General features: G+C 68.0%; 21 protein-coding genes. 8 read left to right on the forward strand and 13 right to left on the reverse strand.

Annotated features, from left to right (window positions below; genetic code table 11):
• Positions 1-219 precede the first annotated feature (219 nt).
• The gene (locus BLV97_RS05615; protein ID WP_081825087.1) at positions 220-1,590 is read left to right on the forward strand and encodes an NAD(P)/FAD-dependent oxidoreductase; all 1,371 of its coding nucleotides are present in this window, start codon (positions 220-222) and stop codon (positions 1,588-1,590) included.
• A 182-nt stretch (positions 1,591-1,772) separates the two neighbouring features.
• On the opposite strand, the gene BLV97_RS05620 is transcribed toward BLV97_RS05615, so the two are convergent.
• The 4 genes from BLV97_RS05620 to BLV97_RS05635 all read right to left on the reverse strand — a co-directional run bounded on the left by BLV97_RS05620 (position 1,773) and on the right by BLV97_RS05635 (position 5,862).
• Positions 1,773-3,206, reverse strand: coding sequence for an NAD(P)(+) transhydrogenase (Re/Si-specific) subunit beta (locus BLV97_RS05620; protein ID WP_035843490.1), 1,434 nt, complete (start codon positions 3,204-3,206; stop codon positions 1,773-1,775).
• A gap of 13 nt (positions 3,207-3,219) precedes the next feature.
• Entirely contained in the window at positions 3,220-4,794 is a 1,575-nt protein-coding gene (locus tag BLV97_RS05625) for a Re/Si-specific NAD(P)(+) transhydrogenase subunit alpha (protein ID WP_035843488.1), read from the reverse strand.
• Between the two features lie 107 nt (positions 4,795-4,901).
• Positions 4,902-5,345, reverse strand: coding sequence for a methyltransferase family protein (locus BLV97_RS05630; RefSeq protein WP_035843485.1), 444 nt, complete (start codon positions 5,343-5,345; stop codon positions 4,902-4,904).
• Between the two features lie 58 nt (positions 5,346-5,403).
• Positions 5,404-5,862, reverse strand: coding sequence for a nucleoside deaminase (locus tag BLV97_RS05635; protein WP_035843484.1), 459 nt, complete (start codon positions 5,860-5,862; stop codon positions 5,404-5,406).
• 74 nt (positions 5,863-5,936) lie between these two features.
• On the opposite strand from BLV97_RS05635, the gene BLV97_RS05640 reads away from it, so the two are divergent.
• On the forward strand, positions 5,937-6,854 hold the full coding sequence (locus BLV97_RS05640) for a pseudouridine synthase (RefSeq protein WP_081825086.1): 918 nt from the start codon (positions 5,937-5,939) through the stop codon (positions 6,852-6,854).
• A 145-nt stretch (positions 6,855-6,999) separates the two neighbouring features.
• Positions 7,000-9,177: an FUSC family protein gene (locus BLV97_RS05645; RefSeq protein ID WP_035843479.1), complete on the forward strand. Its 2,178-nt coding sequence runs from the start codon at positions 7,000-7,002 to the stop codon at positions 9,175-9,177.
• 80 nt (positions 9,178-9,257) lie between these two features.
• Here BLV97_RS05645 and BLV97_RS05650 read toward each other — a convergent pair whose 3' ends face one another.
• From BLV97_RS05650 to BLV97_RS05680, 7 genes are all read right to left on the reverse strand, one after another.
• Positions 9,258-9,959 carry an ABC transporter ATP-binding protein gene (locus BLV97_RS05650; RefSeq protein ID WP_081825085.1) on the reverse strand — a complete coding sequence of 234 codons (702 nt, stop codon included), beginning with the start codon at positions 9,957-9,959 and terminating at the stop codon, positions 9,258-9,260.
• Entirely contained in the window at positions 9,956-10,726 is a 771-nt protein-coding gene (locus tag BLV97_RS05655) for an ABC transporter ATP-binding protein (protein ID WP_035843476.1), read from the reverse strand. The genes BLV97_RS05650 and BLV97_RS05655 overlap by 4 nt, the downstream gene beginning before the upstream one ends.
• Complete coding sequence (locus BLV97_RS05660) at positions 10,723-11,676, reverse strand: branched-chain amino acid ABC transporter permease (RefSeq protein WP_244520970.1); 954 nt, start codon at positions 11,674-11,676, stop codon at positions 10,723-10,725. Before BLV97_RS05660 ends, BLV97_RS05655 begins: the two co-directional genes overlap by 4 nt.
• The gene (locus tag BLV97_RS05665; RefSeq protein ID WP_035843475.1) at positions 11,673-12,599 is read right to left on the reverse strand and encodes a branched-chain amino acid ABC transporter permease; all 927 of its coding nucleotides are present in this window, start codon (positions 12,597-12,599) and stop codon (positions 11,673-11,675) included. Before BLV97_RS05665 ends, BLV97_RS05660 begins: the two co-directional genes overlap by 4 nt.
• A 66-nt stretch (positions 12,600-12,665) precedes the next feature.
• A complete protein-coding gene (locus tag BLV97_RS05670; RefSeq protein WP_035843472.1) occupies positions 12,666-13,850 on the reverse strand; it encodes an ABC transporter substrate-binding protein in 1,185 nt (394 codons plus the stop codon).
• 80 nt (positions 13,851-13,930) lie between these two features.
• Positions 13,931-15,184 carry a flavin-dependent oxidoreductase gene (locus tag BLV97_RS05675; protein WP_035843470.1) on the reverse strand — a complete coding sequence of 418 codons (1,254 nt, stop codon included), beginning with the start codon at positions 15,182-15,184 and terminating at the stop codon, positions 13,931-13,933.
• Positions 15,181-15,645 (reverse strand): cupin domain-containing protein, encoded by a 465-nt coding sequence (locus BLV97_RS05680; protein ID WP_035843468.1) that lies wholly within the window; start codon positions 15,643-15,645, stop codon positions 15,181-15,183. The genes BLV97_RS05675 and BLV97_RS05680 overlap by 4 nt, the downstream gene beginning before the upstream one ends.
• A 523-nt stretch (positions 15,646-16,168) precedes the next feature.
• Here BLV97_RS05680 and BLV97_RS05685 point away from each other — a divergent pair.
• From BLV97_RS05685 to BLV97_RS05700, 4 genes are all read left to right on the forward strand, one after another.
• Positions 16,169-17,062, forward strand: coding sequence for a 5-bromo-4-chloroindolyl phosphate hydrolysis family protein (locus tag BLV97_RS05685; RefSeq protein WP_035843465.1), 894 nt, complete (start codon positions 16,169-16,171; stop codon positions 17,060-17,062).
• A gap of 42 nt (positions 17,063-17,104) precedes the next feature.
• Positions 17,105-18,301, forward strand: coding sequence for a toxic anion resistance protein (locus BLV97_RS05690; RefSeq protein ID WP_035843463.1), 1,197 nt, complete (start codon positions 17,105-17,107; stop codon positions 18,299-18,301).
• A 95-nt stretch (positions 18,302-18,396) separates the two neighbouring features.
• A complete protein-coding gene (locus tag BLV97_RS05695) occupies positions 18,397-19,530 on the forward strand; it encodes an SPFH domain-containing protein (RefSeq protein WP_035843458.1) in 1,134 nt (377 codons plus the stop codon).
• A gap of 139 nt (positions 19,531-19,669) precedes the next feature.
• On the forward strand, positions 19,670-20,824 hold the full coding sequence (locus tag BLV97_RS05700; RefSeq protein WP_035843455.1) for a TFIIB-type zinc ribbon-containing protein: 1,155 nt from the start codon (positions 19,670-19,672) through the stop codon (positions 20,822-20,824).
• A 56-nt stretch (positions 20,825-20,880) separates the two neighbouring features.
• Here the strand turns inward: BLV97_RS05700 and BLV97_RS05705 are convergent, their stop codons facing one another.
• Positions 20,881-22,422 carry a helicase HerA-like domain-containing protein gene (locus tag BLV97_RS05705; protein WP_035843539.1) on the reverse strand — a complete coding sequence of 514 codons (1,542 nt, stop codon included), beginning with the start codon at positions 22,420-22,422 and terminating at the stop codon, positions 20,881-20,883.
• 512 nt (positions 22,423-22,934) lie between these two features.
• Here BLV97_RS05705 and BLV97_RS05710 point away from each other — a divergent pair.
• The gene (locus BLV97_RS05710; protein ID WP_051646111.1) at positions 22,935-23,651 is read left to right on the forward strand and encodes an invasion associated locus B family protein; all 717 of its coding nucleotides are present in this window, start codon (positions 22,935-22,937) and stop codon (positions 23,649-23,651) included.
• Between the two features lie 139 nt (positions 23,652-23,790).
• Here BLV97_RS05710 and BLV97_RS05715 read toward each other — a convergent pair whose 3' ends face one another.
• On the reverse strand, positions 23,791-24,936 hold the full coding sequence (locus BLV97_RS05715) for a Ppx/GppA phosphatase family protein (protein ID WP_035843454.1): 1,146 nt from the start codon (positions 24,934-24,936) through the stop codon (positions 23,791-23,793).
• Positions 24,937-24,945 lie beyond the last annotated feature (9 nt).

Here is a 24,945-nt window from a genome sequence, read left to right on the forward strand (position 1 = left end):
GGTGGGTCAAGGTTTTGCGGACGCTCATCGATAGGGCAGCGGCCTTGACCTTGGACCATTGGCGCCGCAGGCTCTGCATGGAAAGCATGACGCATCTCCCGCAGGTTCCCCGATGAAGCGATCGCCGGCGCTTGGCTCCTGTTGCCCACCCGCCGCACACGGTGCGGGGGGCGCGTCGGTTACGCGCGCGATTCGCCCCCGCCCGGCGGCGGTGCTGCGATGACGGCGGGCCACACGACGGCCTTTCCCTTTTCCCTGCCGGCCCAGCCGGAACATGCGGCGATCCCGCCGGCGCGTGCCGATGTGGTGGTGATCGGCGGCGGCATCATCGGGGTGATGAGCGCCTGGTACCTGCGCGAACGCGGCCTGTCGGTGGTGCTGTGCGAAAAGGGCCGGATCGCGGCCGAGCAAAGCTCGCGCAACTGGGGCTGGGTGCGCCAGCAGGGGCGCGATCCGGCGGAACTGCCGATCATGATCGAATCGATGCGCCTGTGGCGCGGGCTGGCGGCCGAGGCCGGGGGCGATCTGGGCTTTCGCCAGACCGGGGTTCTTTACATCGCCAACCGTCCCGCCGATCTGGCCCGACATGAGGCCTGGGCGAAGATCGGGGGCGAGCACGGCCTTGATACAAGGATGCTGAGCGCGGCCGAAACGCGCGCGATGCTGCGCGATCCCGGCGATTGGCCGGGCGGGCTGGCGGGCGGGATGTGGACGGCCTCGGACGCGCGGGCCGAGCCCTGGATCGCGGTGCCGGCGCTGGCGCGCGCCCTGGCGCGGCGCGGCGCGGTGGTGGCCGAGGCCTGCGCGGTGCGCGCCCTGGACATCGCCGGCGGCCGGGTGGCGGGGGTGGTGACCGAACGCGGACGCATCGCCTGCGACACCGTGGTGCTGGCGGGCGGCGCCTGGTCGGCGCTGTTCCTGGGCCGCCACGGCGTGACGATCCCGCAGCTTTCGGTGCTGTCCTCGGCCGCCGCGACGGTGCCCCTGCCCGAACATTTCGCCGGTGCCGCCGTGGACCGGCACCTGGCCTTTCGGCGCCGCGCCGATGGCGGCTATACCCTGGCGCCTGGCGACTTCCATGAGGTTTTTCTGGGCCCCGACGCCCTGCGCCACGCGCGCCGCTTCCTGCCGCATGTTCTGGCCGACCCTCCGGGCCACCGGATCCTGTCAGCCGCGCCTGCGGGTTATCCCGACGCCTGGCGCACCGCGCGCCATTGGGGCACCGAAGAGGTCACGCCCTTCGAGCAGGTGCGAATCCTCGATCCCCGGCCCAATCCGCGCGCCCTGGCCAGGGCGGCCGAGGCCTTCGGACGCGCCTTTCCCACGCTGGGGCGGCCGCGCCTGGCGCGGGCCTGGGCGGGGATGATCGATACCATGCCCGATGTGGTGCCGGTGGTCGATCAAATGCCCGACCTGCCGGGTCTGGTGGTGGCGACCGGATTTTCCGGGCATGGTTTCGGCATCGGCCCCGGCATGGGGCGCGTCGTGGCCGACGTGGTGGCGGGGCGGGCGGCAGGGCATGATCTGTCGCGGTTCCGTTTCGCGCGCTTCAGCGACGGGTCGAAACCGGTCGTCGGGCCCGCCTTGTGAGCGCGGCGGCGGGGGCGCTGCCCCCTGCGCCCCCGGAGTATTTGGACCAAGATGAAGAGCGCGAAACACCGCCCAGCTTCGTGCTGGCCACATTTCCCGCAGCCGGCGCGGTCACCCTGGGCGGCAATGGCGTGGGTTCGACAGGCCCCGCGCCGGGCGATCCGCCCGGCGCGCAGCGCAGATCAGTCCAGATGGCCGATCAGCTTGCTTACGCTGTCCTTCGCGTCACCATAGAACATCCGCGTGTTCTCTTTGTAAAACAGCGGGTTCTCGATGCCTGAATAGCCGGTGCCCTGGCCGCGTTTCGACACGAAGACTTGCTTGGCGCGCCACACTTCCAGCACCGGCATCCCGGCGATCGGCGAGTTCGGATCCTCTTGCGCAGCAGGATTGACGATGTCATTCGAGCCGATCACGATCACCACATCGGTGTCAGGGAAATCCTCGTTGATCTCGTCCATCTCAAGCACGATATCATAGGGCACGCGGGCCTCGGCCAGCAGCACGTTCATATGCCCCGGCAGTCGCCCGGCGACCGGATGGATGGCGAAGCGCACCGTCTTGCCCTGGCCGCGCAGCTTGCGCGTCAGCTCGCTGACTGCCTGCTGCGCCTGGGCCACCGCCATGCCGTAGCCCGGCACGATGATCACCGTGTCGGCCTCTTTCAGGGCGTTGGCCACCGCATCGGCCTCGATCGCGACCTGCTCGCCCTCGATCTCCTGCGCGGGACCGGTGGTGTTGCCGAAACCGCCCAGGATCACGCTGATGAAGCTGCGGTTCATCGCGCGGCACATGATGTAGCTGAGGATCGCGCCGGAGGACCCCACCAGCGCGCCGGTGACGATCAGCAGATCGTTGCCCAGGCTGAAGCCGATCGCCGCCGCGGCCCAGCCGGAGTAGGAGTTCAGCATCGACACCACCACCGGCATGTCGGCGCCGCCGATGCCCATGATCAGGTGATAGCCGATGAAGAAGGCCAGCGCCGTCATCAGCACCAGTGCCCAGCCGCCGGCGCCGTTCATGAACAGCAGCAAGAGCAGCACCGACAGCGCCGCCGCGCCGGCGTTCAGCATATGCCCGCCGGGCAGCTTATTAGCCTTGGAATTGACCTTGCCCGCCAGCTTTCCGAAGGCCACGACCGAGCCGGTGAAGGTCACCGCGCCGATGAACACGCCCAGGAACAGCTCGACCCGCATGATGGATTGCTCGACCGGCGACTTGTGCGCCACGATCGCGGCGAAACCGGTCAGCGCCTGGCGCGCCTCGGGCCCGATCCCCTGCACATGCAGCAGGTCGAGATAGGCGTTATAGCCAACGAAAACCGCCGCCAGGCCGACCAGCGAATGCATCGCCGCCACCAATTGCGGCATCTCGGTCATCTGGACCTTGTTCGCGACATACCAGCCGATCACCCCGCCGCCGGCGATCAGCACCAGCGACGGGAACCACAGCCCCGATCCGGGGCCGAACAGCGTGGCCAGCACGGCCAGGGCCATGCCCACCATGCCGTACCAGACCGCGCGCTTGGCACTTTCCTGGCCCGACAGCCCCCCCAGCGACAAGATGAACAGAACCGCGGCCACGACATAGGCGGCGGTGGAGAAACCTGTTTCCATCAGACCCGCCCCCTTACGATTTCTGGAACATGGCAAGCATCCGGCGCGTCACCAGGAAGCCGCCGAAGATGTTGATCCCGGCCATGAAGATCGCGATCGCCGCCAGCAGCGTCACCACCGCCGAGCCCGAGCCGATCTGCAACAGCGCGCCGAGGATGACGATCGACGAGATCGCGTTGGTCACCGCCATCAGCGGCGTGTGCAGGCTGTGCGCAACCCCCCAGATCACCTGGAAGCCGATGAAGCACGACAGCACGAAGACGATGAAGTGCTGCATGAAGCTTGGCGGCGCCACCAGCCCGACGCCCAGCAGCAGCACCGCGCCGATGCCGATCAGCGTGACCTGCCTGCGGGTCTGCTCCTTGAAGGCGGCCAGTTCCTGCGCGCGGCGTTCCTCGGGCGTCAGTTCCCTGGGCTTCTCCTTCGGCTTTTGCGCCGCGATGGCCTTCACCTTGGGCGGCGGCGGCGGGAAGGTGATCTCGCCCCCGTGCGTCACGGTGGCGCCGCGGATCACGTCGTCTTCCATGTTGTGGACGACCTGGCCATCCTTGCCCGGCGTCAGATCCGCCATCATGTGGCGGATGTTGTTGCCATAAAGCGTCGAGGCCTGGGTCGCCATGCGGCTGGGGAAATCAGTGTAGCCGACGATGATCACGCCATTGTCGCTGACCACCTTCTGGTCGGGCACGGTCAGGTCGCAATTGCCGCCCTTCTCGGCGGCAAGGTCCACCACGACCGATCCCGGCTTCATCGCCTCGACCATGTCGCGCAGCCACAGCTTCGGCGCGTCGCGGCCCGGGATCAGCGCCGTGGTGATGACGATGTCCATCTCGGGCGCCAGTTCGCGGAACTTCTCCAGCTGCTTTTCGCGGAACTCGGGGCTCGACGGCGCGGCATAGCCGCCCGTGGCGGCGCCGTCCTGGGCCTTCTCCTCGAAATCGAGGAACACGAATTCCGCCCCCATCGATTCGATCTGCTCGGCCACCTCGGGGCGCACGTCGAAGGCATAGGTGATCGCGCCCAGGCTGGTCGAGGTGCCGATCGCCGCCAGCCCCGCGACGCCGGCGCCCACCACCAGCACCTTGGCCGGCGGCACCTTGCCCGCCGCCGTCACCTGGCCGGTGAAGAAGCGGCCGAAATTGTTCGCGGCCTCCACCACGGCGCGGTAGCCCGCGATATTGGCCATCGACGACAGCGCGTCCATCTTCTGGGCGCGGCTGATGCGCGGCACCATGTCCATGGCGATGACATTGGCGCCGCGGGCCTTGCAGGCCTCCAGCAGATCGGGGTTCTGCGCCGGCCAGAAGAAGGAAATCAGCGTCTGGCCCTTCTTCAGGCGCTTCACCTCCACCGGCTCGGGGCCGCGCACCTTGATGACCACATCGGCCTCTTTCCACAGCGCGGGCGCGGTCTTGACGATCGCCACGCCCGCCGCCTCATAGGCCGCGTCCTCGAACCCCGCCGCCGCGCCGGCGCCGGTCTCGATCACGCATTCATAGCCCAGCTTCTGCAATTGCCGCGCCGAATCCGGCGTCATCGCCACCCGTGCCTCGCCGGCAACGATCTCCCTTGGTGCCCCGATCTTCAACCGCGCTCTCCCCGATCCGAAAGTCCCATTCGTTCGCACGAATGTATCGGCGCAGCTTTAGCACTGCGCAACAATATTTCGCAAGTAGACACGAAAATCTCGCCCCGTCAAAGCCAGCGCCGCACCCGCGCGGCCCATTCATGATAGGCGGCGCCGAATTGCGCCTCCAGCCGTGCCTCTTCGTCGCGGATGTAGCGCCGGGCGATGAACGCCATGAACAGCGGCACCAACAGCAGCGCCAGCGGCGCGTCCAGCCACAGCGCCGCCCCCGTCAGCACCATCGCATCGCCCAGATAGATCGGGTTGCGCGACAGGCGGAACACGCCCCCGGTGACCAGCGCGCTGGGGTCGCGGCGCGGAATGAAAGTGGTGCGCCCCAGCAACATCTGCGCCAGCGCAAGCCCCATCAGCCCAAGCCCCGCCAGAACCACCGCCCCCCCCAGCCCCTGCCCGACGACCCCGAAAGGATGCCATGGTATCATCAGCGCCAGCGCCCAGGCCAGCGCCAGGAAGATCGCCAGCCACAGCGGCGGAATGTCGATCTCACGCATGCTCTTTACCTTCATCTTGGTCCAAATACTCCGGGGGTCTGGGGGCAGCGCCCCCAGCCTACCCGTCCCGCCGCCCGGCGAAGAACCCGCGCAGCAATTCCGCCGCCGCATCGGCCCCGATCCCGTCATAGACCTCGGGCACATGATGGCTCTGCGGATGGGCGAAGACCCGCGGCCCCTGCGCCACCCCGCCAGATTTCGGATCCGCGGCACCATAATACAACCGCGCGATGCGCGCCTGGGAAATCGCCGCCGCACACATCGGACAGGGTTCGAGCGTGACATAGAGCACATGACCCGGCAAGCGTTCCGACCCGGCCGCCGCGCAGGCCGCGCGCAGCGCCAGGATCTCGGCATGGGCGGTGGGATCGGCCAGTTCGCGGGTGCGATTGCCGGCCCGCGCCACGACTTCCCCGCCCGGGGTCACCACCACCGCGCCCACCGGCACCTCGCCGCGGGCGGCCGCGGTGCGGGCCTCGGTCAGGGCCAGATCCATGTGGCTGGTAAATCGGCTCATGCCGCCTTCCTGCCCCGGCCCGCGCCCCCGCGCAAGCCGCTTTCGCCCGGGCCGCATCGGCGCTAGAAGACAGCATGACCACCGACACGCCCGAATCCAATCCCACCGCCGGCAAGAGGCCCGGCCCTAGACCGGCGCCCACAACGGGGTCCAGGTTGGGGCCCAAGTCGGGGCCCAAGACGGCACCCGAAGGCGAGCGCATCGCCAAGGTGATCGCCCGTGCCGGTGTGGCCTCGCGCCGCGGCGCCGAGGCGCTGGTGGCCGAGGGGCGGGTCGCGGTCAACGGCAAGGTGATCGACAGCCCGGCGCTGAACGTGACGGGTTCGGACCGGATCGTGGTGGACGGCAAGCCGCTGGCGGCGCCCGAACCCGCGCGGCTGTGGCTTTATCACAAGCCGCTGGGCCTGGTGACCACTGCCCGCGACGAAAAGGGTCGCCGCACGGTGTTCGACGCCCTGCCCGATGACATGCCCCGCGTCATGTCGGTGGGCCGGCTCGATATCAATTCCGAAGGCCTTCTGCTGCTGACCAATGACGGCGAGATCAAGCGCCGGCTGGAGCTGCCCGCAACCGGCTGGCTGCGCAAGTACCGGGTGCGGGTGAACGGCACCCCCGACGACGCGATGCTGGAGCCGCTGCGCAGGGGCGTCGTGATCGAGGGCGAGCGGTTTCAGCCGATGTCGGTCACGCTGGATCGCCAGCAGGGCGCGAACGCCTGGCTGACCGTGGGCCTGCGTGAAGGCCGCAACCGCGAGATCCGCCGCGCGATGGAGGCCGTGGGCCTGGCGGTGAACCGGCTGATCCGGGTCTCCTACGGGCCGTTCCGGCTGGGCGATCTGGCCCCCGGCGCGGTCGAGGAGGTGCGCGCGAAGGTTCTGCGCGACCAACTCGGCCTGGACCATGACAAGCCCGCGCCCACCGGCACCGCCAAGGCCAAGCCGCGCGGCACCAACCGCCGCCGGCCCGAACGCAAGACCGCCCCGAAGACCTGAGGAGGACCTGACATCGCGGCGCCTTTCCCGCGCCGCGCGACCTGCTCGATCCGCCAGTCCCGCCCAGCCGCGGGGCCCGGCGCCAGAACCGCCCGCGCAGCCCGGCCCGCCGGGAGCGCCCCAGCAAAGCCCGCCCGGAACCGACATGTCCGCCGCCCCGGCCGCACAGACCCCGCCCCTCCCCGGCCCGCCCTTCCCAGGATTGCCCGCGCGCGCCGCGCGGCTGATCCTGCGCCACCATATCGAAAGCGGCGCCTCGGTCTCGACGATCCTGGCCATCGTGGCGCTGTCGGCGGGCGCCATGCTGGGCTTCGGTGCGGCCGTCTTCGCCGCGATCGGCGCCACCTGCATCAGCATCACCGACCAGCCGGGGCCGTTGCCGCGCAAGCTGCGCACCTTCCTGGCAGCGCTTCTGTCCAGCTCGCTGATCTCGCTGCTTTCGGGCCTGGCGGGGGGGCACCTGCTGGCCATGGCCGGGGTGGTGACGCTGACCAGCCTGGGCTTTGCCTTTGCCACCGCCTACGGCCGCTGGGCGCTGGTTTTCGGCATCTCCGGGGTGCTGGCGCTGATCATCGGCATGGCGATCCCGGCGCAGGACCCGGGCCAGGCCTTCACCCACGCCGGCCTGTTCTTCGCCGGCGGGGCGGCCTATGCGCTGCTTGCCACCGGCGCGGCGCTGCTGCTTGACGACCGTAACCGCCGCATGGTGCTGAACGAGACGCTTCTGGCCTTCGCCGCCTATCTGCGTGCCCGCGCGGGCCTTTACGATCCCCGCCGCCCCATGCGCCCGGCCCTGGCCGAGGTGATCGAGCGCCACGGCGCGGTGATGGAACGCCTGCAGGCCGCGCGCGACATGATCTTCACCGGCGCGCCCAACCGGCGGCGGCGGCGCTGGATCATCGCCATGCTCGCACTTCTGGATCTGTACGAGGCGGTCCTGTCGAGCGATGCCGATTGGGAGGCGCTGCGCGAAGTCGCCGATCCCGGGGCGCTGGCCCAGCTGGGCGCGTTAAGCGCGGCGGTGGCCGAGGATCTGGAGGCGCTGGCGCTGGCGCTGGTCTCGGGCGGCGGCGCCGAGGCGGCGGCGCGCGATTTCGACCATGCCGATCTGCTGGCGGCGCTGGACGCGACGCTTGCGGGCCTGGGGGGCGCGGCGGGCCGGGCCGAGGCCGCCACCGCGCTGGCCCCCACCCGCACCAAGCTGGCCCGCGCCACCCGCCGCACCCGCGCCCTGGCCGAAGCCCTGGCCGCCCGCGCCGACCCCGCCGCCACCGTCGCCCCCGCGCCCGAGCCGCCGCCGGTGGCGCTTGCGGCCTTCGTGCAACCGCCCGCGCCGCTGTGGTCCACCGCGCGCGGGCATCTGCGCGCCACCTCGCCGGTGATGCGCTACACCATCCGCCTGACCCTGGCGATGCTGGCGGGCTATGCGGTGACGGTGGCCTTTCCGTCCTATGTGCATGGTGGCTGGGTGCTGCTGACGATCGCGCTGATCATGCGCGCCAGCTACGCCATCACTCGCCAGCGCCGCAACGACCGGTTGGCCGGCACGCTGGCGGGTTGCGCGGCGGCGGCGGCGCTGATCCCGATACTGCCGGTGCCGGCGCTGGTGGCGGTGATCATCCTGGCCGTCGGCACCGCCCATGCCTATGCCACGGTCAATTACCGCGTCACCTCCTTCGCGGCCTCGCTGATGGCGCTGCTCTTGCTGCAACTGCTTGAACCGCAAAACTTCTTCGTAATCGACCGGATCGTCGACACGCTGATCGGGGCGGTGCTGTCGATGGCCTTCGCCCGCGTGCTGCCCAGCTGGGAATGGAACGACATCAGGCCGATGGTTGCGGCGCTGATCGCCGCCGACCGGGCCTTTGCCGCGCAGGCGCTGTGCCCGCGCCCCGACGATCAGGCCTATCGGCTGACGCGCAAGCGCGCGCTCGACGCCTTCACCGGGCTGGCGATGTCCGTGCGCCGGCTGTCGAGCGAGCCGTATCACGACGATCGCCGCCTTGCCGTGCTGAACGACCTGCTGGCGGCGGATTACCTGTTCGCGTCGGATCTGGCCTCGGTCCACGGCATGGTGACCGCTCGGGCCGGGGAACTGGGCGACGATGCCTCGGCGCTTCTGGACGACGCCGCCCGGCGGGTCGAGGACAGCCTTGCCACCCCCGGCCAACGCCCGCCCCCCGAAACCCTGCGCCGCCGCGGCTGGTTCGAACTGCGCGAAACCGATCCGCTGACCGTGCTGCGCCGCCGGCTTCTGCATATCGAGCACAGCGCCCAGCGGCTGAGCGCCCATGCCGGGCGGGTGACAGAAGGCGAGGGCTGAACCGGGCGCGGGCCCGCGGCGGGTGCGGGCGTCGGGGGTTTAGCTGAAGGGCTCATGTATCGACCGCGCCTCGCAACACCTTACAGGTGAAGATATTTTTCCACCTCGGGTCGGCTTTCCCTGAAAGCCGCCGCATCGCCGCGCCAGACGATCCCGCCCTTCTCGATCACGTTGTAGCAATCCGAGATCCGCGCCAGTTCGTCGATGTTCTTGTCGATCAAGAGGATCGTCAGCCCCTCGGCCTTCAGCCGCCCCAGCATCGCCCAGATCTCGGCCCGGATCAGCGGCGCCAGCCCCTCGGTCGCCTCGTCGAGGATCAGAAGCGTGGGGTTGGTCATCAGCGCCCGCCCGATCGCCAGCATCTGTTGCTCACCCCCCGAAAGCTGGAAGCCCAGGTTGCGGCGCCGTTGCGCCAGCCGCGGGAAGGCATCAAGAATGCGCGCCTCGGTCCAGCCGCCGGGCGCCGGGCGGGCGCAGGCGCGCAGGTTCTCGGTGACCGTCAACGAGGGAAAGATCAGCCGCCCCTCGGGCACCAGCCCCAGCCCCGCCCGGGCGATGCGATAGGGCGGCGCGCCGGCCAGGTCGGCGCCGTTCACCTCGATCGCGCCCGCGCGCGGCGCCAGCAGACCCATCAGGCAGCGCACCGTCGTCGTCTTGCCCATGCCGTTGCGGCCCATCAGCGTGCTGACCTGGCCGCGCGGGATCGCCAGATCGACGCCGAACAGCACCTCGGCCCGGCCATAGCCCGCATGCAGGCCGCGGATTGTGACCAGATTGCTCATGCCGCGCCCCCCGCCGCGCCGCCGGACCCGCCGTCGCCCAGATAGGCGGCGCGGGCGGCGGGATCGGCGCGAACCTGATCGGGCGTGCCGCGCGCCACCACCCGGCCCTCGACCAGTACCGACACCGTGTCGGCCAGCCGGAAGATCGCATCCATGTCATGTTCGACCAGCAGCATCGGGATCTCGCGCCGCAGCTCTTCCAGGATATCGCCAAGGCGCAGGCTTTCGGCCCGGCCCAGGCCGGCCATCGGCTCATCGAGCAGCAGGAATTTCGGCGCCCCGGCCAGCGCGATGCCCAGCTCCAGCAATCGCCGCTCGCCATGCGAAAGATCGGCCGCCAGAACCCCGGCGCGGTCGGCCATGCGGATACGCTCCAGCACGCTGTCGGCGCAGCGGTTCAGCCCCGCCTCCGCCGCCGCGGGGGCGAAGAAGCGCATCGAGGACCCGGCCTTGGCCTGCGCCGCCAGCGCCACGTTCTCGCGCACCGAGAAACTGGGCAGGACCGAGGTGATCTGGAACGTCCGCCCCAGCCCGGCCCGCGCCCGGCGCCAGATCGGATCGGCGGTGATGTCGCGCCCGTCCAGCAGCACCCGCCCGGCATCGGGGCGCAACACCCCCGAGACCTGGTGAATGAGCGTCGTCTTGCCCGCCCCGTTCGGCCCGATCAGCGCATGGCATTGCCGCGCCGCCACCGACAGCGAGATGTCGCGGCTTACCTGAACGGCGCCGAAGCTTTTGGAAAGATTGCGGATCTCAAGCACGCTCATGCCGCCGGGCCCTGTCGTGCGGGGGCGAAAAGCCGGTTCAGACCGCCCTTGGCGAACAGCACCACCAGCACCAGCAGCGGGCCGTAGATCAGCCGCCAATCCGGCGTCACCGCGCCCAGCAGATCCTGCACGATGACGACGAAGAAGGCGCCCAGGATGGCGCCGTTACGGCTGCCCAGGCCGCCGATCACCAGGATCACCAGCAGGTCGCCGGAATGCTGCCAGGTGGCCAGCGCGGGGCTGACGAATTCGTTTTGCTGCGCGGTCAGCACGCCGGACAGGCTGGCGATCATGCCGGCGATCACATAGGCGGTCAGGCGGTAGCGGAAGACGGAAAAGCCCATCACCTCGGCCCGTTCGGGATTGTCGCGCGCGCCGCGCAGCACCCGGCCGAAGCGTGACTGGCCGATGCGGTGCACCAGCCACCAGGTGGCCACCATCACCGCGAGGATGACGAAATAGATCTGGCCCGCGTTCTGCGCGACGTCCGATCCGAACAGCGTGGCCAGCGACCACAGCGTCAGCCCGTCGTCGCCACCATAGGCCGCAAGCGATGTCAGGGTGAAATAGGTCATCTGCCCGAAGGCCAGCGTGATCATCAGGAAATAGACGCCCGAGGTGCGCAGCGCCAAGGCCCCCGTGACCAGCGCGAAAAGGCCCGACACCGCCAGCGCGATCAGGGTCAGCAGCAGCAGGCTGTCGATCCCCGCCTGCAGCCCGATCGCCAGCGCATAGGCGCCAAGCCCGACAAAGGCGGAATGGCCGAAGCTGACCATGCCGCCCTGCCCGACCAGCAGATCCAGCGACAGCGCCGCGATCGCCAGCAGCATCGCCCGCATCAACAGGCCGGTCAGATAGCCCTGCCCGATCAGCCCCAGCCCGTAGGGCGCCACCAGCAGCAGCGCAAAGATCGCGCCCGCGACGATCAGCGACCGGTCCCGCGCCATCATGCGGCCCCCTTGGCGGGCAGCAAGCCCTGCGGGCGGAACACCAGGATGGCCGCCATCAGGATATAGATCAGCATCGAGGCCAGCGCCGGCCCCACCTGATCCGACATAGAGGGCGGCAGGACCAGCCCGGTCGCCTGGGTCGCCAGGGTGCGCCCCAGCGTGTCGATCAGCCCGACCATCAGCGCCGCCAGGAAGGCGCCCCGGATCGAGCCGATGCCGCCGATGATGATCACCACGAAGGCCACGATCAGGATGTTGTCGCCCATGCCCGGCTCGACCGCGAAGATCGGCGCCGCGATGACGCCCGCGAACCCCGCCAGCATCGCGCCGACGCCGAACACCACCATGAACAGCCGCCGGATGTTCACCCCCAGCGCCGCGACCATCTGCGGCGTGGTGGCGCCCGCGCGGATCAGCATGCCGACGCGGGTATGCCCGACCGCCAGATACAGCAAGCCCGCCACCAGAACACCTGCGCCGATGGTGGCCAGCCGGTAGACCGGATAGCGCAGCTCCGGCGTCAGCGGGATCGACCCCGAAAGCAGCTCGGGCACCGGCAGCGACAGGGTTGCGGGGCCGAAAAGAACCTTTGCCAACTCATTGAGGAATATGATTATTCCGAATGTCGCCAGGACCTGGTCAAGATGATCCCGGCCATAGAGGTGCCGGAAGATGACATGTTCCAGCAGCAGGCCGAAGGCCAGCGCCGTGATCATCGACAACAGCGCCGCAAGCCAGAAATTCCCGGTCAGGTGCAGGAAGGCGAAGGCCAGATAGGCGCCCACCATGTATTGCACGCCGTGGGCGAGGTTGATGAAGCCCATCACCCCGAACACAAGCGTCAGCCCGGCGGCGATCAGAAACAGCATCATGCCGTATTGCAGGCCGTTCAGGCACTGGATCAAAAGCAAGGTCAGGGACAAGGCGAACTCGCGCGTGGTTGCGTCAGTGCGCCCGCCCCGGGCCGTGCCGGGGCGGGCGGGACCGGCCTACATCTTCATCTTGCACTGCTGATGATAGGCGTCGCCGTAATCCTTGACGACCTCGCGCACGATCGAGGTGTGGTACTGATCCTTGGCGTTCTTCGCGACCTTCAGCAGATAGAAGTTCTGGATCGGGTAATGGTTGTTGTTGAACTTGAACCCGCCCCGCAACGAGGTGAAATCGGCCGCTTCCAGCGCCTTTTGCACCGCCTTCTTGTCGCTCAGATCGCCCTTGACCTTGGCGACCGCGCTGTCGATCAGCATCGCGGTGTCATAGGCCTGCATCGCGTAACCGCCCGGGATATAGCCATATTTCTTCTCGAATGCCGCCACGAAGGCTTCGCTGGCCGGGGTCTTGGCGTCGGGCGCCCAGTTGCCGGCGGCCAGATCGCCCAGGGCGTCATCCTTCTGCGCGGGCAACGTGGTTTCATCCGTGGTGAAGACCGACAGGAACTTGACCTTGTCCTTCAGCCCCGCGGCGGTGAACTGCTTGACCAGCGCCACGCCCATGCCGCCCGGCATGAAGGTGAACAGGCTGTCGGAATTCGAGGTCGCGATCCGCGCCAATTGCGGCGAGAAATCCTTGTGCCCCAGGGGGGTGAAGGCCTCGGCGGTGATCTTGCCCTTGTAGGTCTTCTTGAAACCCGCGACGTTGTCGCGCCCGGCCTGGTAGTTCGGCACCATCACGAAGGCGTTCTTGAACCCCTCCTGATTGGCGATCATCCCGGCGACCTGGGCGTTCTGGTCGTTCTGATAGGAGGTGGCGAAGAAGAACGGGTTGCAATTCTTGCCCGCGAAGGTCGACGGCCCCGCATTGGGGCTGATCAGGAAGGTCTTCGAGGTCACCACAGGCTTGAAGATCGCCATCAGCATGTTGGAAAACACCGTGCCCACGACGAAATCGGCATGATCGCGCTTGACCAGCTCCTCGGCCTTCTGGCGCGCGACATCGGGCTTCAGCTCATCGTCCTGAATCACGAGATTGACCTTCTCGCCCCCCAACATGCCGCCCTTCTGATCGAGCGCCAGCTTGAAGCCGTCGACGATCTGCTTTCCCAGCGCCGCGGGCGGGCCCGACAGCGTCACCACCATGCCGATGGTCAGATCCTTGGCCTGCAGCGCGCCGGCGCCAAGCCCCAGCGCCAGACCCATCGCCGCGCCGCCCAGCAGAAATTTGCGTTTCGTTTCCATCCGTCTCTCCTTGTTGGACAGCCATTAATGGCTATTTATTTTTTATTATCCGTGTATTGCAGTAATATCCTAAAGCTCTGTCAAGCCTTCTTGCGCCGCTTTGCCTCCTTCTTCGTCGCGAAACCGGCCATCTGGGCATAGCCCTTCACGATCGCCTCGCGCTTCTTGTAGCTCAGCACCTTGTCGATGTTCTTGAACGGTCTCACGGTGATTTTCTCGACCTCGTCGATCACCCGCTCGGGGCCGCCGACGCGGTTGGTGCGCACCACCTCGGCGGTCTTCGGCAGGCGCTCCTGCTCATAGCGGTAAAGCGCCTCGCGCGGGTGTTCGGCGCGGGCCAGGTTGTCGGCCAGGCTGCGCGCATCCAGGATCGCCTGCGCCGCGCCGTTGGAGCCGACCGGATACATCGGATGCGCGGCGTCGCCCAGCAGCGTCACCCTTCCATGGGTCCAGCGCGGCAGCGGGTCGCGGTCGGCCATGGGATATTCGAAAATCTCGCCGCTGGCGCGCACCAGCGCCTCGATATCCATGCCCGGCACGGTGAAACGCCGCGCATAGGGCAACACCCTGGCCAGCGGCGCGCGGCGCGACCAGTTGTCCTCGGGCGGGGGCTGGGTGGCACCGTCGGCAATCCGCACGTTGACCACCCAGTTCATCAGTTGGCGCCCGTCCCGCGCCGGCGCGATCGGGTAGAGCACCAGCTTAGCGCCAAGGCCCCCGGCGATTGCCATGGTCTGGCCGTCCTCCCACACCGGCCAGTCGGTGGCGCCGCGCCACATCACCACGCCGGCCCAGCTGGGCCGGCCCTCATCGGGGTAGAAGCGCCGCCGCCCGACGCTGTGGATACCGTCGGCGCAGATCAGCACCTCGCCGCGCAGGGTGCGCGACGACAAGCCGTCGCTGGTGTCGGTGAACTGCGCGGTCACGCCGCCCTCGTCCTGCACGAAACCGGTCAGGCGGTGGCCGGTCAGCACCGCGCCCGGGCCAAGGCGTTCTTCAACCGCTTTGTAAAGAACCATCTGCAAACGGCCGCGATGTATCGAGAATTGCGGATGGGCGTGGCCCGCGTGCAGGCCCCGCAACTCGCGCCAGACCTCTTGCCCGTTGCGGGTCAGGTAGCGCAGCTCGCGGGTGCGCAGACCGATCTTGTCCAGCTCTTTCAGAAGCCCAAGCTCGGCCAGTTCGGCGATCGAATGCGGCAGCGTGTTGATGCCGACGCCGATTTCGCGGATCTGCGGCGCCTGTTCGACCACCTGCGCGCGGATGCCGCGCGCATGCAGCATCAGCGCCGTGGTCAGCCCGCCGATCCCCGCGCCCGCAATCAGAATGGTCATCTGTCCTCCTCGGGCGGAGGCGGCAGGAAATCGATCGCATGGGCGGCCGAGACCGCGACCACCTCGGCCGGGTCGGCGGTGGGCCCCAGGTTGTGCAGCGCCCAGAACAGATCGTAAAGCCGCGCCGTGGGGGTGACCCAGAACAGCGTCTTGATCGTGGCATCGGACTTGTTGAAGATCCCGTGCGGAATGCCGCGCGGCAGCTTCACCAGATCGCCCGGCTCTCCGATCGCCTCCTGCCCATCCAGGAGGAACTCGAACCTTCCTTCCAGGATGTAGAGGTATTCGTCCTGATCGGGGTGGATATGGGGCGGCACGAACGTGCCCGGCGGCAGCGTCGCATGCCACGAAAAGCATTCCGGCGTCACCTGCTTGGGCACATAGGTCTGCCCCAGGATGTTCCAGCTGATCTGGTCCATTCCGGTCTGGGATTTCACGATCCCCGGCGTCATCTCGGCCATGTGCTGTCCTCCTTTGCGTCGATCTGGGGGAAGGATGTTCAGGCGCCCGCGGATCGCGGGGAACGGCAGCCATCCCCGCACGACGGAACGGCCCGCGCATCGCGGCCCGCGACCGGCCCGCGACCGGGCGGGCGACGTGGCGGGCGACCTGGCGGACGAAAGCCCGACCACCCGGCCACGACCGGGGTCATTGCATGGGTCATTCTCGCGTCTCCCTGCGTCCGTTCGGCTTGCCGCTGAATCGTCCCTGTCTTCAGCCTAACCAGAACTTGCCCATCCTGCATAGGTATATTTTAGGCTTGAAATAGTTCCCGGCCGGAGGCGCGATCCAGGCGCCCCCCCGGCGGTCTGCCCCCTTCCGTCTGGTATGGTCGGGCGCCATCACCTATATTGCCCGCAAGGGCGTCGGCCTCGGGCGCGAAAGGGACGGACGAGCAGCCATGTCAGGTTCTGGATTGCAGAAATTGTCGTATTTCCTGCTGCTGGCGTTGATCGTCTATGCCGCTTTCGCGGGGGGCGTCTGATGGCGCGGCGTTATGGCGGCAAATATAGCCCCGGCGGAACTCCCGGGGATGACTCCGGCGTCACCACCGATACCAACCCGTTCCACGGCAAGCGCCCGGCGCGGGCCGGGGCGCGGGTGAATTTCCTGTTCGTCGTGCCGCTCCTGCTGGCGGTGAAGGCCTTCGGACAAGGGCCCGTGGGGCTGATCATGGATCTGGGCGCGCTGGGTCTGATGCTGCTGTCGGCCTGGCTCACGCGGGAAGGGCTGCGCGCGCAAGAGGCCTATGAGGCCCGCCGCGTCGCCCGCCGCCCGGCGATCCCGCGCAAGATCTTCGGATCGGTCGCGATGGGGCTTGGCCTGGCGCTGGCCGGGGCGGTGGCGCCGGGCGGGCTGGTGGCGCCCGTGGTCTTCGGATTGCTGGGGGCGGTCCTGCATTTCGGCGCCTTCGGGCCCGACCCCTTGCACGACAAGGGCATGGAGGGCGTGGACCGCTTTCAGACCGATCGCGTCGCGCGCGCCGTCGCCGAAGGCGAGAAATACCTTGGCGCGATCCACGACGCGATCCAGCGCTCGGGCGACCGCGCCCTGACCGCGCGCGTCGACAACTTCCTGGCCACGGCGCGCAAGATGTTCCGCAGCATCGAGGACGATCCGCGCGACCTGAGCGCCTCGCGCAAGTATCTGGGCGTCTATCTGATGGGAATGCGCGACGCGACGGTGAAATTCGCCGATCTCTACGCCCGCAAGCCCGACCCCGCGGCGCGCGCCGATTACGTCGCGCTGCTTGATGACCTAGAGGCCAATTTCACCGCCCAGACCGCCAAGCTTCTGCAAGACGACCGCAGCGATCTGGACATCCAGATCGACGTGCTGCGCCAACGCCTGAAACAAGAGGGCGTGGCCCCCGGCTGACCGGCCCCCGCCGAAACACGATCAACAGGAAGGGAATTCGAGATGACGGAAGAAGTTCGCGCCAAGGCCCAGGCCGCGCTTTCCGAGGTCGAGAAAGTGACCGCCACCCTCTTGCCGGACCCGACCAGCGCCGAGGCCGTCGTACCGCTGCAACAGGCCCCCGCGCCGCTGGCCGACGAGATCCGCAAGCGCATGGACGAGATCGACATGACCAACACGCAGTCGATCATCTCCTTCGGCGCGGGCGCACAGGGCGAATTGCAGAGCATCAGCCAATCCATGCTGAACGGCGTGAAGAACAAGGATGTGGGCCCCGCCGGCGACAGCCTGCGCCAGATCGTGACCACGATCCGCGGCTTTTCGGTGTCGGAACTGGACGTGCGGCGCAAGCGCAGCTGGTGGGAAAAGCTGCTTGGCCGCGCCGCCCCCTTCGGCCAGTTCGTCGCCCGTTTCGAAGAGGTCCAGGGCCAGATCGACAAGGTCACCGAGGATCTGGACCAGCACCAGCACAAGCTGCTGATCGACATCAAGTCGCTCGACGTTCTCTATGAAAAGACCCTGACCTTCTACGAGGAACTGGCGCTTTACATCGCCGCGGGCGAGGCCAAGCTGCAGGAACTGGACGCCACCACGATCCCCGCCAAGGAGGCCGAGGTGAAGGCCGCCCCCGAGGACGACCAGGTGCTGAAGGCACAGGAGTTGCGCGACCTGCGGGCCGCGCGCGACGATCTGGAACGCCGGGTGCACGACCTGAAGCTGACGCGCCAGGTGACGATGCAGTCGCTGCCCTCGATCCGGCTGGTGCAGGAAAACGACAAGTCGCTGGTGACCAAGATCAACTCGACCCTCGTCAACACCGTGCCGCTATGGGAAACCCAGCTGGCCCAGGCGGTGACGATCCAGCGCTCGCGCGAGGCCGCGGAATCGGTGCGCGCGGCCAACGATCTGACCAACGAATTGCTGACCGCCAACGCGAAGAACCTGCAAGAGGCCAACCGCGTGGTGCGTACCGAGATGGAGCGCGGGGTCTTCGATATCGAGAAGGTGAAGGAGGCCAACGACACGCTGATCGCCACGATCAACGAAAGCCTGACCATAGCCGATGCGGGCAAGGCCAAGCGCGCCGCCGCCGAGGCCGAGCTGACCAAGATGGAATCCGAGCTGCGCGACACCCTCTCCGCCGCCAAGTCCCGCGCCGACGGCACCGGCGACAACGCCGGCACCTCGGTGCCGCGCTAGCCCGCGCCCCACCGCCGGCGCGGAACGGATTGCATCGTCCCGGGCGGCGGGCCAGACTTGCCGCCGCCCGACCTGACCCCGAGGAGACAGAGAGCATGGCCATCTTCGACTTTCTCAAAGGCGAATTCATCGACGTCATCGCCTGGAGCGACGACACCCGCGACACCATGGTCTGGCGCTTCGAACGCGAGGGCCACGCGATCAAATACGGCGCCAAGCTGACGGTGCGCGAGGGCCAGTCGGCGGTGTTCATCAACGAAGGCCAGCTGGCCGATGTCTTCACCCCCGGCCTCTACATGCTGGAAACCAACAACATGCCGGTGCTGACCACGCTGCAGCATTGGGACCACGGCTTCCAGTCGCCGTTCAAGGCCGAGGTCTATTTCCTTTCGACCACCCGGTTCAACGATCTGAAATGGGGCACCAAGAACCCGATCATCTGCCGCGATCCGGAATTCGGCCCGGTGCGGCTGCGCGCCTACGGCACCTATTCGATGCGGATCAAGGACCCCGCCAAGTTCATGACCGAAATCGTCGGCACCGACGGCGAATTCACCTCGGACGAGATCAGCTTTCAGATCCGCAACATCATCGTGCAGGAATTCAGCCGGGTGGTGGCCTCCTCCAACGTGGCGGTGCTCGACATGGCGGCGAACACCGCCGATCTGGGCAAGCTGGTGACCAACGCGATCGCCCCGACGATCGCGGCCTACGGGCTGGAACTGCCCGAATTCTACATCGAGAACATCTCGCTCCCCGAAGAGGTCGAGAGGGCGCTCGACAAGCGCACCTCGATCGGCATCGTCGGTGATCTGAACAAATACACCCAGCTCTCGGCGGCCGAGGCGATGACCGCCGCCGCCGCCACCCCTGGCTCGTCCATGGCCGCGGGGCTGGGCGCGGGCATGGGCATGGGCATGGCCGCCCAGATGGCCCAGCAGGGCCCCTGGGGCGCAGTACCCCAACAGCCGCAACCGGCGGCCGCCGCGCCGCCACCACCACCGCCACCACCGGTGGAAAAGGTCTGGCACATCGCCGAGAACGGCCAAACCCATGGCCCCTACGGTCGCGGCCACCTGGGCCGGATGGTGGCCGAGGGCGGCCTCACCCGCGACACGCTGGTCTGGACCGCGGGCCAGGACGGCTGGCAGAAGGCCGGCCAGATCCCCGAACTGGCCCAGCTCTTCACCGTGGCGCCCCCGCCCCCACCCCCGCCACCAACCGCCTGACCCTCCTCTTCATCTTGGCGGAAATACTCTCGGGGGGTATGGGGGGCAGACGGCCCCCCATCGCAGCAAGACCGCGCGCCGCAGGCGCACCGCATCCCCCCGCGCAACATGAACCCCGCGCAACCCCCACGGCCCCGGCATGAGCGAGACCCAGCACAATTACCCCTGCCCCCAATGCGGCGCCGAAATGCGCTTCGCCCCGCGCGAAGGCATGCTGCGATGCGACCATTGCGGATATGAGGAACCCGCGGCCCTTCCCGGCACACCGCCACCGCCGCCGCAATCGCTTGCCAGCGTGCCCTCGACCCGCGCGCGCCACCACGCCACCAGGGCCGCGCTGACCGAGCACGACCTGCACGCGGCGCTCGCCAACGCCCTGCCCGCCGTCGCGATGGAGGAACGCCGCACCGTCACCTGCCCCTCCTGCGGCGCCACCTTCGAATTCGATCCCGCCACCCATGCCTCCGAATGCCCGTTCTGCGCGACGCCGATCGTCACCGACACCGGGGCCACGCGACAGATCAAACCCCAGGCCGTGGTGCCCTTCAAACTATCGCAAGAAGACGCGCGCGCGGCGATGAACCGTTGGCTTGGCAGCCTGTGGTTCGCGCCGGGTGGCTTGCAAGATTACGCCCGCAAGGGCCGGGCGCTGAACGGGATCTATGTCCCCTACTGGACCTTCGATGCCGATACCCGCACCGATTACACCGGCCAGCGCGGCGAGGCCTATTACGAAACCCAATATGTCACCGTGAACGTCAACGGCCAGATGCAGCAACAACAGCAGCAGGTGCGCCGCATCGCCTGGTATCCGGCCTCGGGCACGGTGGCGCGCAGCTTCGACGACGTGCTGGTGATGGCCTCGAACAGCCTGCCCGCGCGTTATGTCGAGGCGTTGGAGCCCTGGGATCTGGGCGCGCTGATGCCCTACAGCCCCGATTACCTGGCCGGCTTTCGCGCCGAGGGCTACACGATCGGGCTGGAGGACGGCTTCGCCACCGCGCGCCAGAAGATGCAGCCGGTGATCGAAGGCACGGTCCGCGACGATATCGGCGGCGACGAGCAGATGATCCAGTCGATGAACACCGAGACCTCGAACGAGACCTTCAAGCATCTGCTGCTGCCGATCTGGATGGCGGCCTACAAATACCAGGGCAAGACCTACCGCTTCGTCGTCAACGGCCAGACCGGGCGGGTGCAGGGCGAACGCCCCTGGTCGGCGTGGAAGATCGCCGGCGCCGTCGCCGCCGCGCTGATCGCGATCGCGATCTTCGTCCTGGTGACCCGCCGCTAGACGCGCACGCCCGATCCGGCCTGGCCCCGGCGGGCGGGGGCCCTAGCGCGTCGCCCCTAGCGCGCCTTGAACAGCGACCCCAGGATCCCGCGCACCAGCGCCCGACCCGACCGCGATCCCAATTGCCGCGCGAAGCTCTTGGCGAAGGCTGTGGCCACGCTGTCCGACCGGCTTGAGGCCGCGCGCCGGGGCCTTGACGCGGCCTTCGGATCGTAACGCCGGGCCGAGGTGAGGCCCTCGTCCGCGGCCGCCTCCGCCCCTGCGGGGGCCGCGGCCTTCTCGGCCGCTTCCGCCGCCGCCTTGGCGCGCCTTTGCAGCCGCTCGAAAGCGCTGTCGCGGTCGATCGCCGTGTCGTATTTCCCCGCCACCGGCGAAGCCGCGAGCGCCGCCGCGCGCTGGTCCGGCGTGATCGGCCCCAGATGCGAGGCCGGCGGCCGGATCAGCGTGCGCTCGGCCACGCCGGGCACGCCCTTGTCTTCCAGGAAAGAGGTCACCGCCTCGCCGGTGCCGACCTCCTTGATCGCGTCCTCGATGGAAAAACGCGGGTTGTCGCGGTAGTTCTGCGCCGCCATGCGCAATTCCTTGCGGTCCTTGGCGGTAAAGGCGCGCAGCGCGTGCTGCACCCGGTTGCCAAGCTGGCCCAGGATATCCTCGGGCACGTCGGCCGGGTTCTGGGTGATGAAATAGACCCCCACCCCCTTCGACCGGATCAGCCGCGCCACCTGCTCGACCTTGTCGACCAGCGCCTTGGGCGCGTCGTCAAAGAGCAGATGCGCCTCATCAAAAAAGAACACCAGCTTCGGCTTTTCCGGGTTGCCGACCTCGGGCAGTTCCTCGAACAGTTCCGACAGCAGCCACAAAAGGAAGGTGGCGTAAAGCTTCGGCGCCCCCATCAGCTTGTCGGCGGCCAGGATGTTGATCCGGCCGCGCCCATCCGCGTCGACGCGCATCAAGTCCGAAAGCTCCAGCGCCGGTTCGCCGAACAGCTGCGCCGCGCCCTGGTTTTCCAGCACCAGAAGCCGGCGCTGGATCGCGCCGATGGTGGATTTCTCGACATTGCCGTAGCGCAGCCCGATCTCGTCGGCATTCTCGCCGATGAAGACCAGAAGCGCGCGCAGATCCTTCAGGTCCAGAAGCGGCAGCTGTTCCTCGTCCGACAGCCGGAAGGCGATGTTCATCGCGCCTTCCTGCGCCTCGGACAATTCCAGCATCCGCGACAGCATCAGCGGGCCCATTTCCGACACCGTGGTGCGGATCGGATGACCCTGTTCGCCGTAAAGATCCCAGAAGGTCACCGGAAACGCGCGGTAATGGTAATCGGCATAGCCGATGGTGGCGGCGCGCTTCATGAAGGCATCATGCAGCTTGAAACTGTCCGAGCCCGCGACCGCCAGCCCCGCCAGATCGCCCTTCACGTCGGCCATGAACACCGGCACGCCCGCATCCGACAGCCCCTCGGCCAGGATCTGCAGCGTCACCGACTTGCCGGTGCCGGTCGCCCCTGCAATCAGGCCGTGGCGGTTGCCGAATTTCAGAAGCAAGCGCTGCGCCTCTTCATAGCCCGCGCCGCCGCCGCCCACGAAAATTCCATCGCCCATCTTGTCCCCCGAATTGTTCCCCGAAACCGCCGCCTCTGTCACGACTTCTTAACTCTTTTCGATCAATCTGGCCACGACCGGAACGCTACGGCACCGGTCATGACTTCCTCCCTGTTAGACTGGCCGCACCGTTTCCAACGGTGCGGCACCTTTCATTGTAAAGAGCCACCTTCATCACGACATTTCACTGTTGACGCGCGCCGATCAAGGCAATAGCGTGCCTGCAATACAAAGTCGGCCAGTCCGACGGGGAGAAAAAATATACCGGAGAGGGCCCTTCGCGGGCCCTTTTCTTATGGCCGCTCCCCTGCCCGCGCCGCGCCCGTCCGGGCCGTCGGCAGCCCCCTTTGCCGCCCCATCTGCCGCCCCATCTACCGCCCGGTCCGCCGCGCGCCGCTCACGTTGGCGAGAAACCGCGCGTCCGGCCGCGATCCGCGGGGAATTCTCCCCTGACATCGGCGGTGCCGCATGATACACCCGCCGCCGACCCAACGACCCTTACGGGAGCCAAGATGTCGAAATTCGCCCATGCCCTGACCCTCGTGCTGGCGCTGCCCTTCGCGCAGACCGCGATGGCCCAGACCGCAACCACCCCCGCCGCGCCCGCCGCGACCGGGACCGCGCCCGCCACTTCCGACGCCGCCGGCGCCCCCGCGACCGGCGCCGACAAGACCCCTGCCCCGGACGCCGCCGGCGCCAAGGCCGATTCCGGCGCGCTTTCAATGGGCAAGTCCGTGAAGAACAAGATGTATGTGAAGGACAAGCAGGGCGACTGGACGGTGCGCTGCTTCCGCGCCAAGGACAACAAGGACCCGTGCGAGCTGTATCAGCTGCTGACCGACGAGAAGGGCAACCCGGTCTCGGAATTCAGCATGGTGCCGCTGCCGCCGGGCGGCCAGGCGGTCGCCGGCGCGACCATCGTCACCCCGCTTGAGACCCTGCTGACCCAGGACGTGACCATCGCCATCGACGGTGGCGGCGCCAAGCGCTATCCGTTCATGCTGTGCAACCCGGTCGGCTGTTTCTCGCGAATCGGGCTGACCCAGCAGGATCTGGACGGCTACAAGAAGGGTGCCAAGGGTTCTTTGACCATCGTCGCCGCCAGCGCGCCGAACGCGCCGATCACGTTGCCGATCTCGCTCAAGGGCTTCACCGCCGCCTATGAGGAGGTGCAGAAGAACAACAAGGCCAATGGCATCAACACGGCGAAAGCCCCGGTGAAGAAATAAGCCCGGATCGCCGGCCGCGATCGGCGCCGGTCCACGCGAGGCCGGGTCCGGTCATGCGAACCGGCCCAAGACACCAACGCCGCCCTTCCTGGGGCGGCGTTCCGCGTTTCGACCGCCGCGCGGCGTCGGATGCGGGCCTCTAGTAGGGGCCTTCCTCCAGTACGCCATCGGCGCACATCTGCGCGTAAAGCAGCCCCTCGCGCAGCCCGCGGTCAGCGACCGAAAGGCGATCGGTCGGCCAGACCCGCATCAGCGCCTGCAAGATCGCCGCCCCCGACATGATCAGCGCGTGGCGGTCGCGCCCGATGCGCGGATCACGCCGCCGGCCTTCCGGCCCAAGCGCCAGATAGTCGCGGATCACGTTGTCGATCTGGGCCGAGGTCATGCGCAGCCCGTCGACCTTGTTGCGATCATAGCGCTTCAGCCCCAGGAACGAGGCCGCCACCGTCGTCACCGTGCCCGAGGTGCCGATGATCTGGAAATTCTCGCGCTTGGTCTCGGCGTTGTAGGGGCTGAAATCGGCCAGCTTTTCCTCGAAGAACCAGCTCATCAGCGCGAAGCGGGCCGAATCGTCCTCGACATCCATGAACTGGTCGCGCAGCGTCGCCACCCCCAGCGGCACCGAAATCCAATCCACCATCCGCGCCACCGGCCCGTCCTGCACCTTCGGAGAAAAGCCCGCATGCAGCCGCATGATCGAGCGCGCATGTTCGTGTGGCGGAACCTCGGACAGGTCCAGCCACACCAGCTCGGTCGAGCCGCCGCCGATGTCCACGACCAGCAATTCCTCGGTCCGCCGGCCGACCAGGGGGGCGCAGGACACCACGGCCAGGCGGGCCTCTTCCTCGGGGGCGATGATTTCCAACGTCAGCCCGGTCTCGCGCTGCACCGTGCGGATGAAATCGCGCGCGTTGCGGGCGCGGCGGCAGGCCTCGGTCGCGACCAGACGCATCCGCACGACGCCGTGCTTCTCGATCTTCTTCTGACAGATTCGCAGCGCCTGCACCGTGCGCCCCATCGAGCCGCGCGACAGCCGCCCCGAGGCCTCCAGCCCGATGCCAAGCTGCACCGTCTTGGAAAAGCTGTCCAGTACGTGGAACTGGCTGCCGCGCGGACGCGCGATCAGCATGCGGCAACTGTTCGTGCCAAGATCCAGCGCGGCATAGAGCGCGGGATCCGATAGCAGGGGCCGGGGGCGTTCGACCGGGTCGGGGCCAGCGACCGCAAGGTGCGGCTCATCCGAGTCCGGGAACGCGCCCTCCCCCTCGGGACGCTCGGGCGTCATCGCGTCGCC

It is taken from the genome of Allgaiera indica (assembly GCF_900106675.1).
Lineage (GTDB): Bacteria > Pseudomonadota > Alphaproteobacteria > Rhodobacterales > Rhodobacteraceae > Acidimangrovimonas > Acidimangrovimonas indica.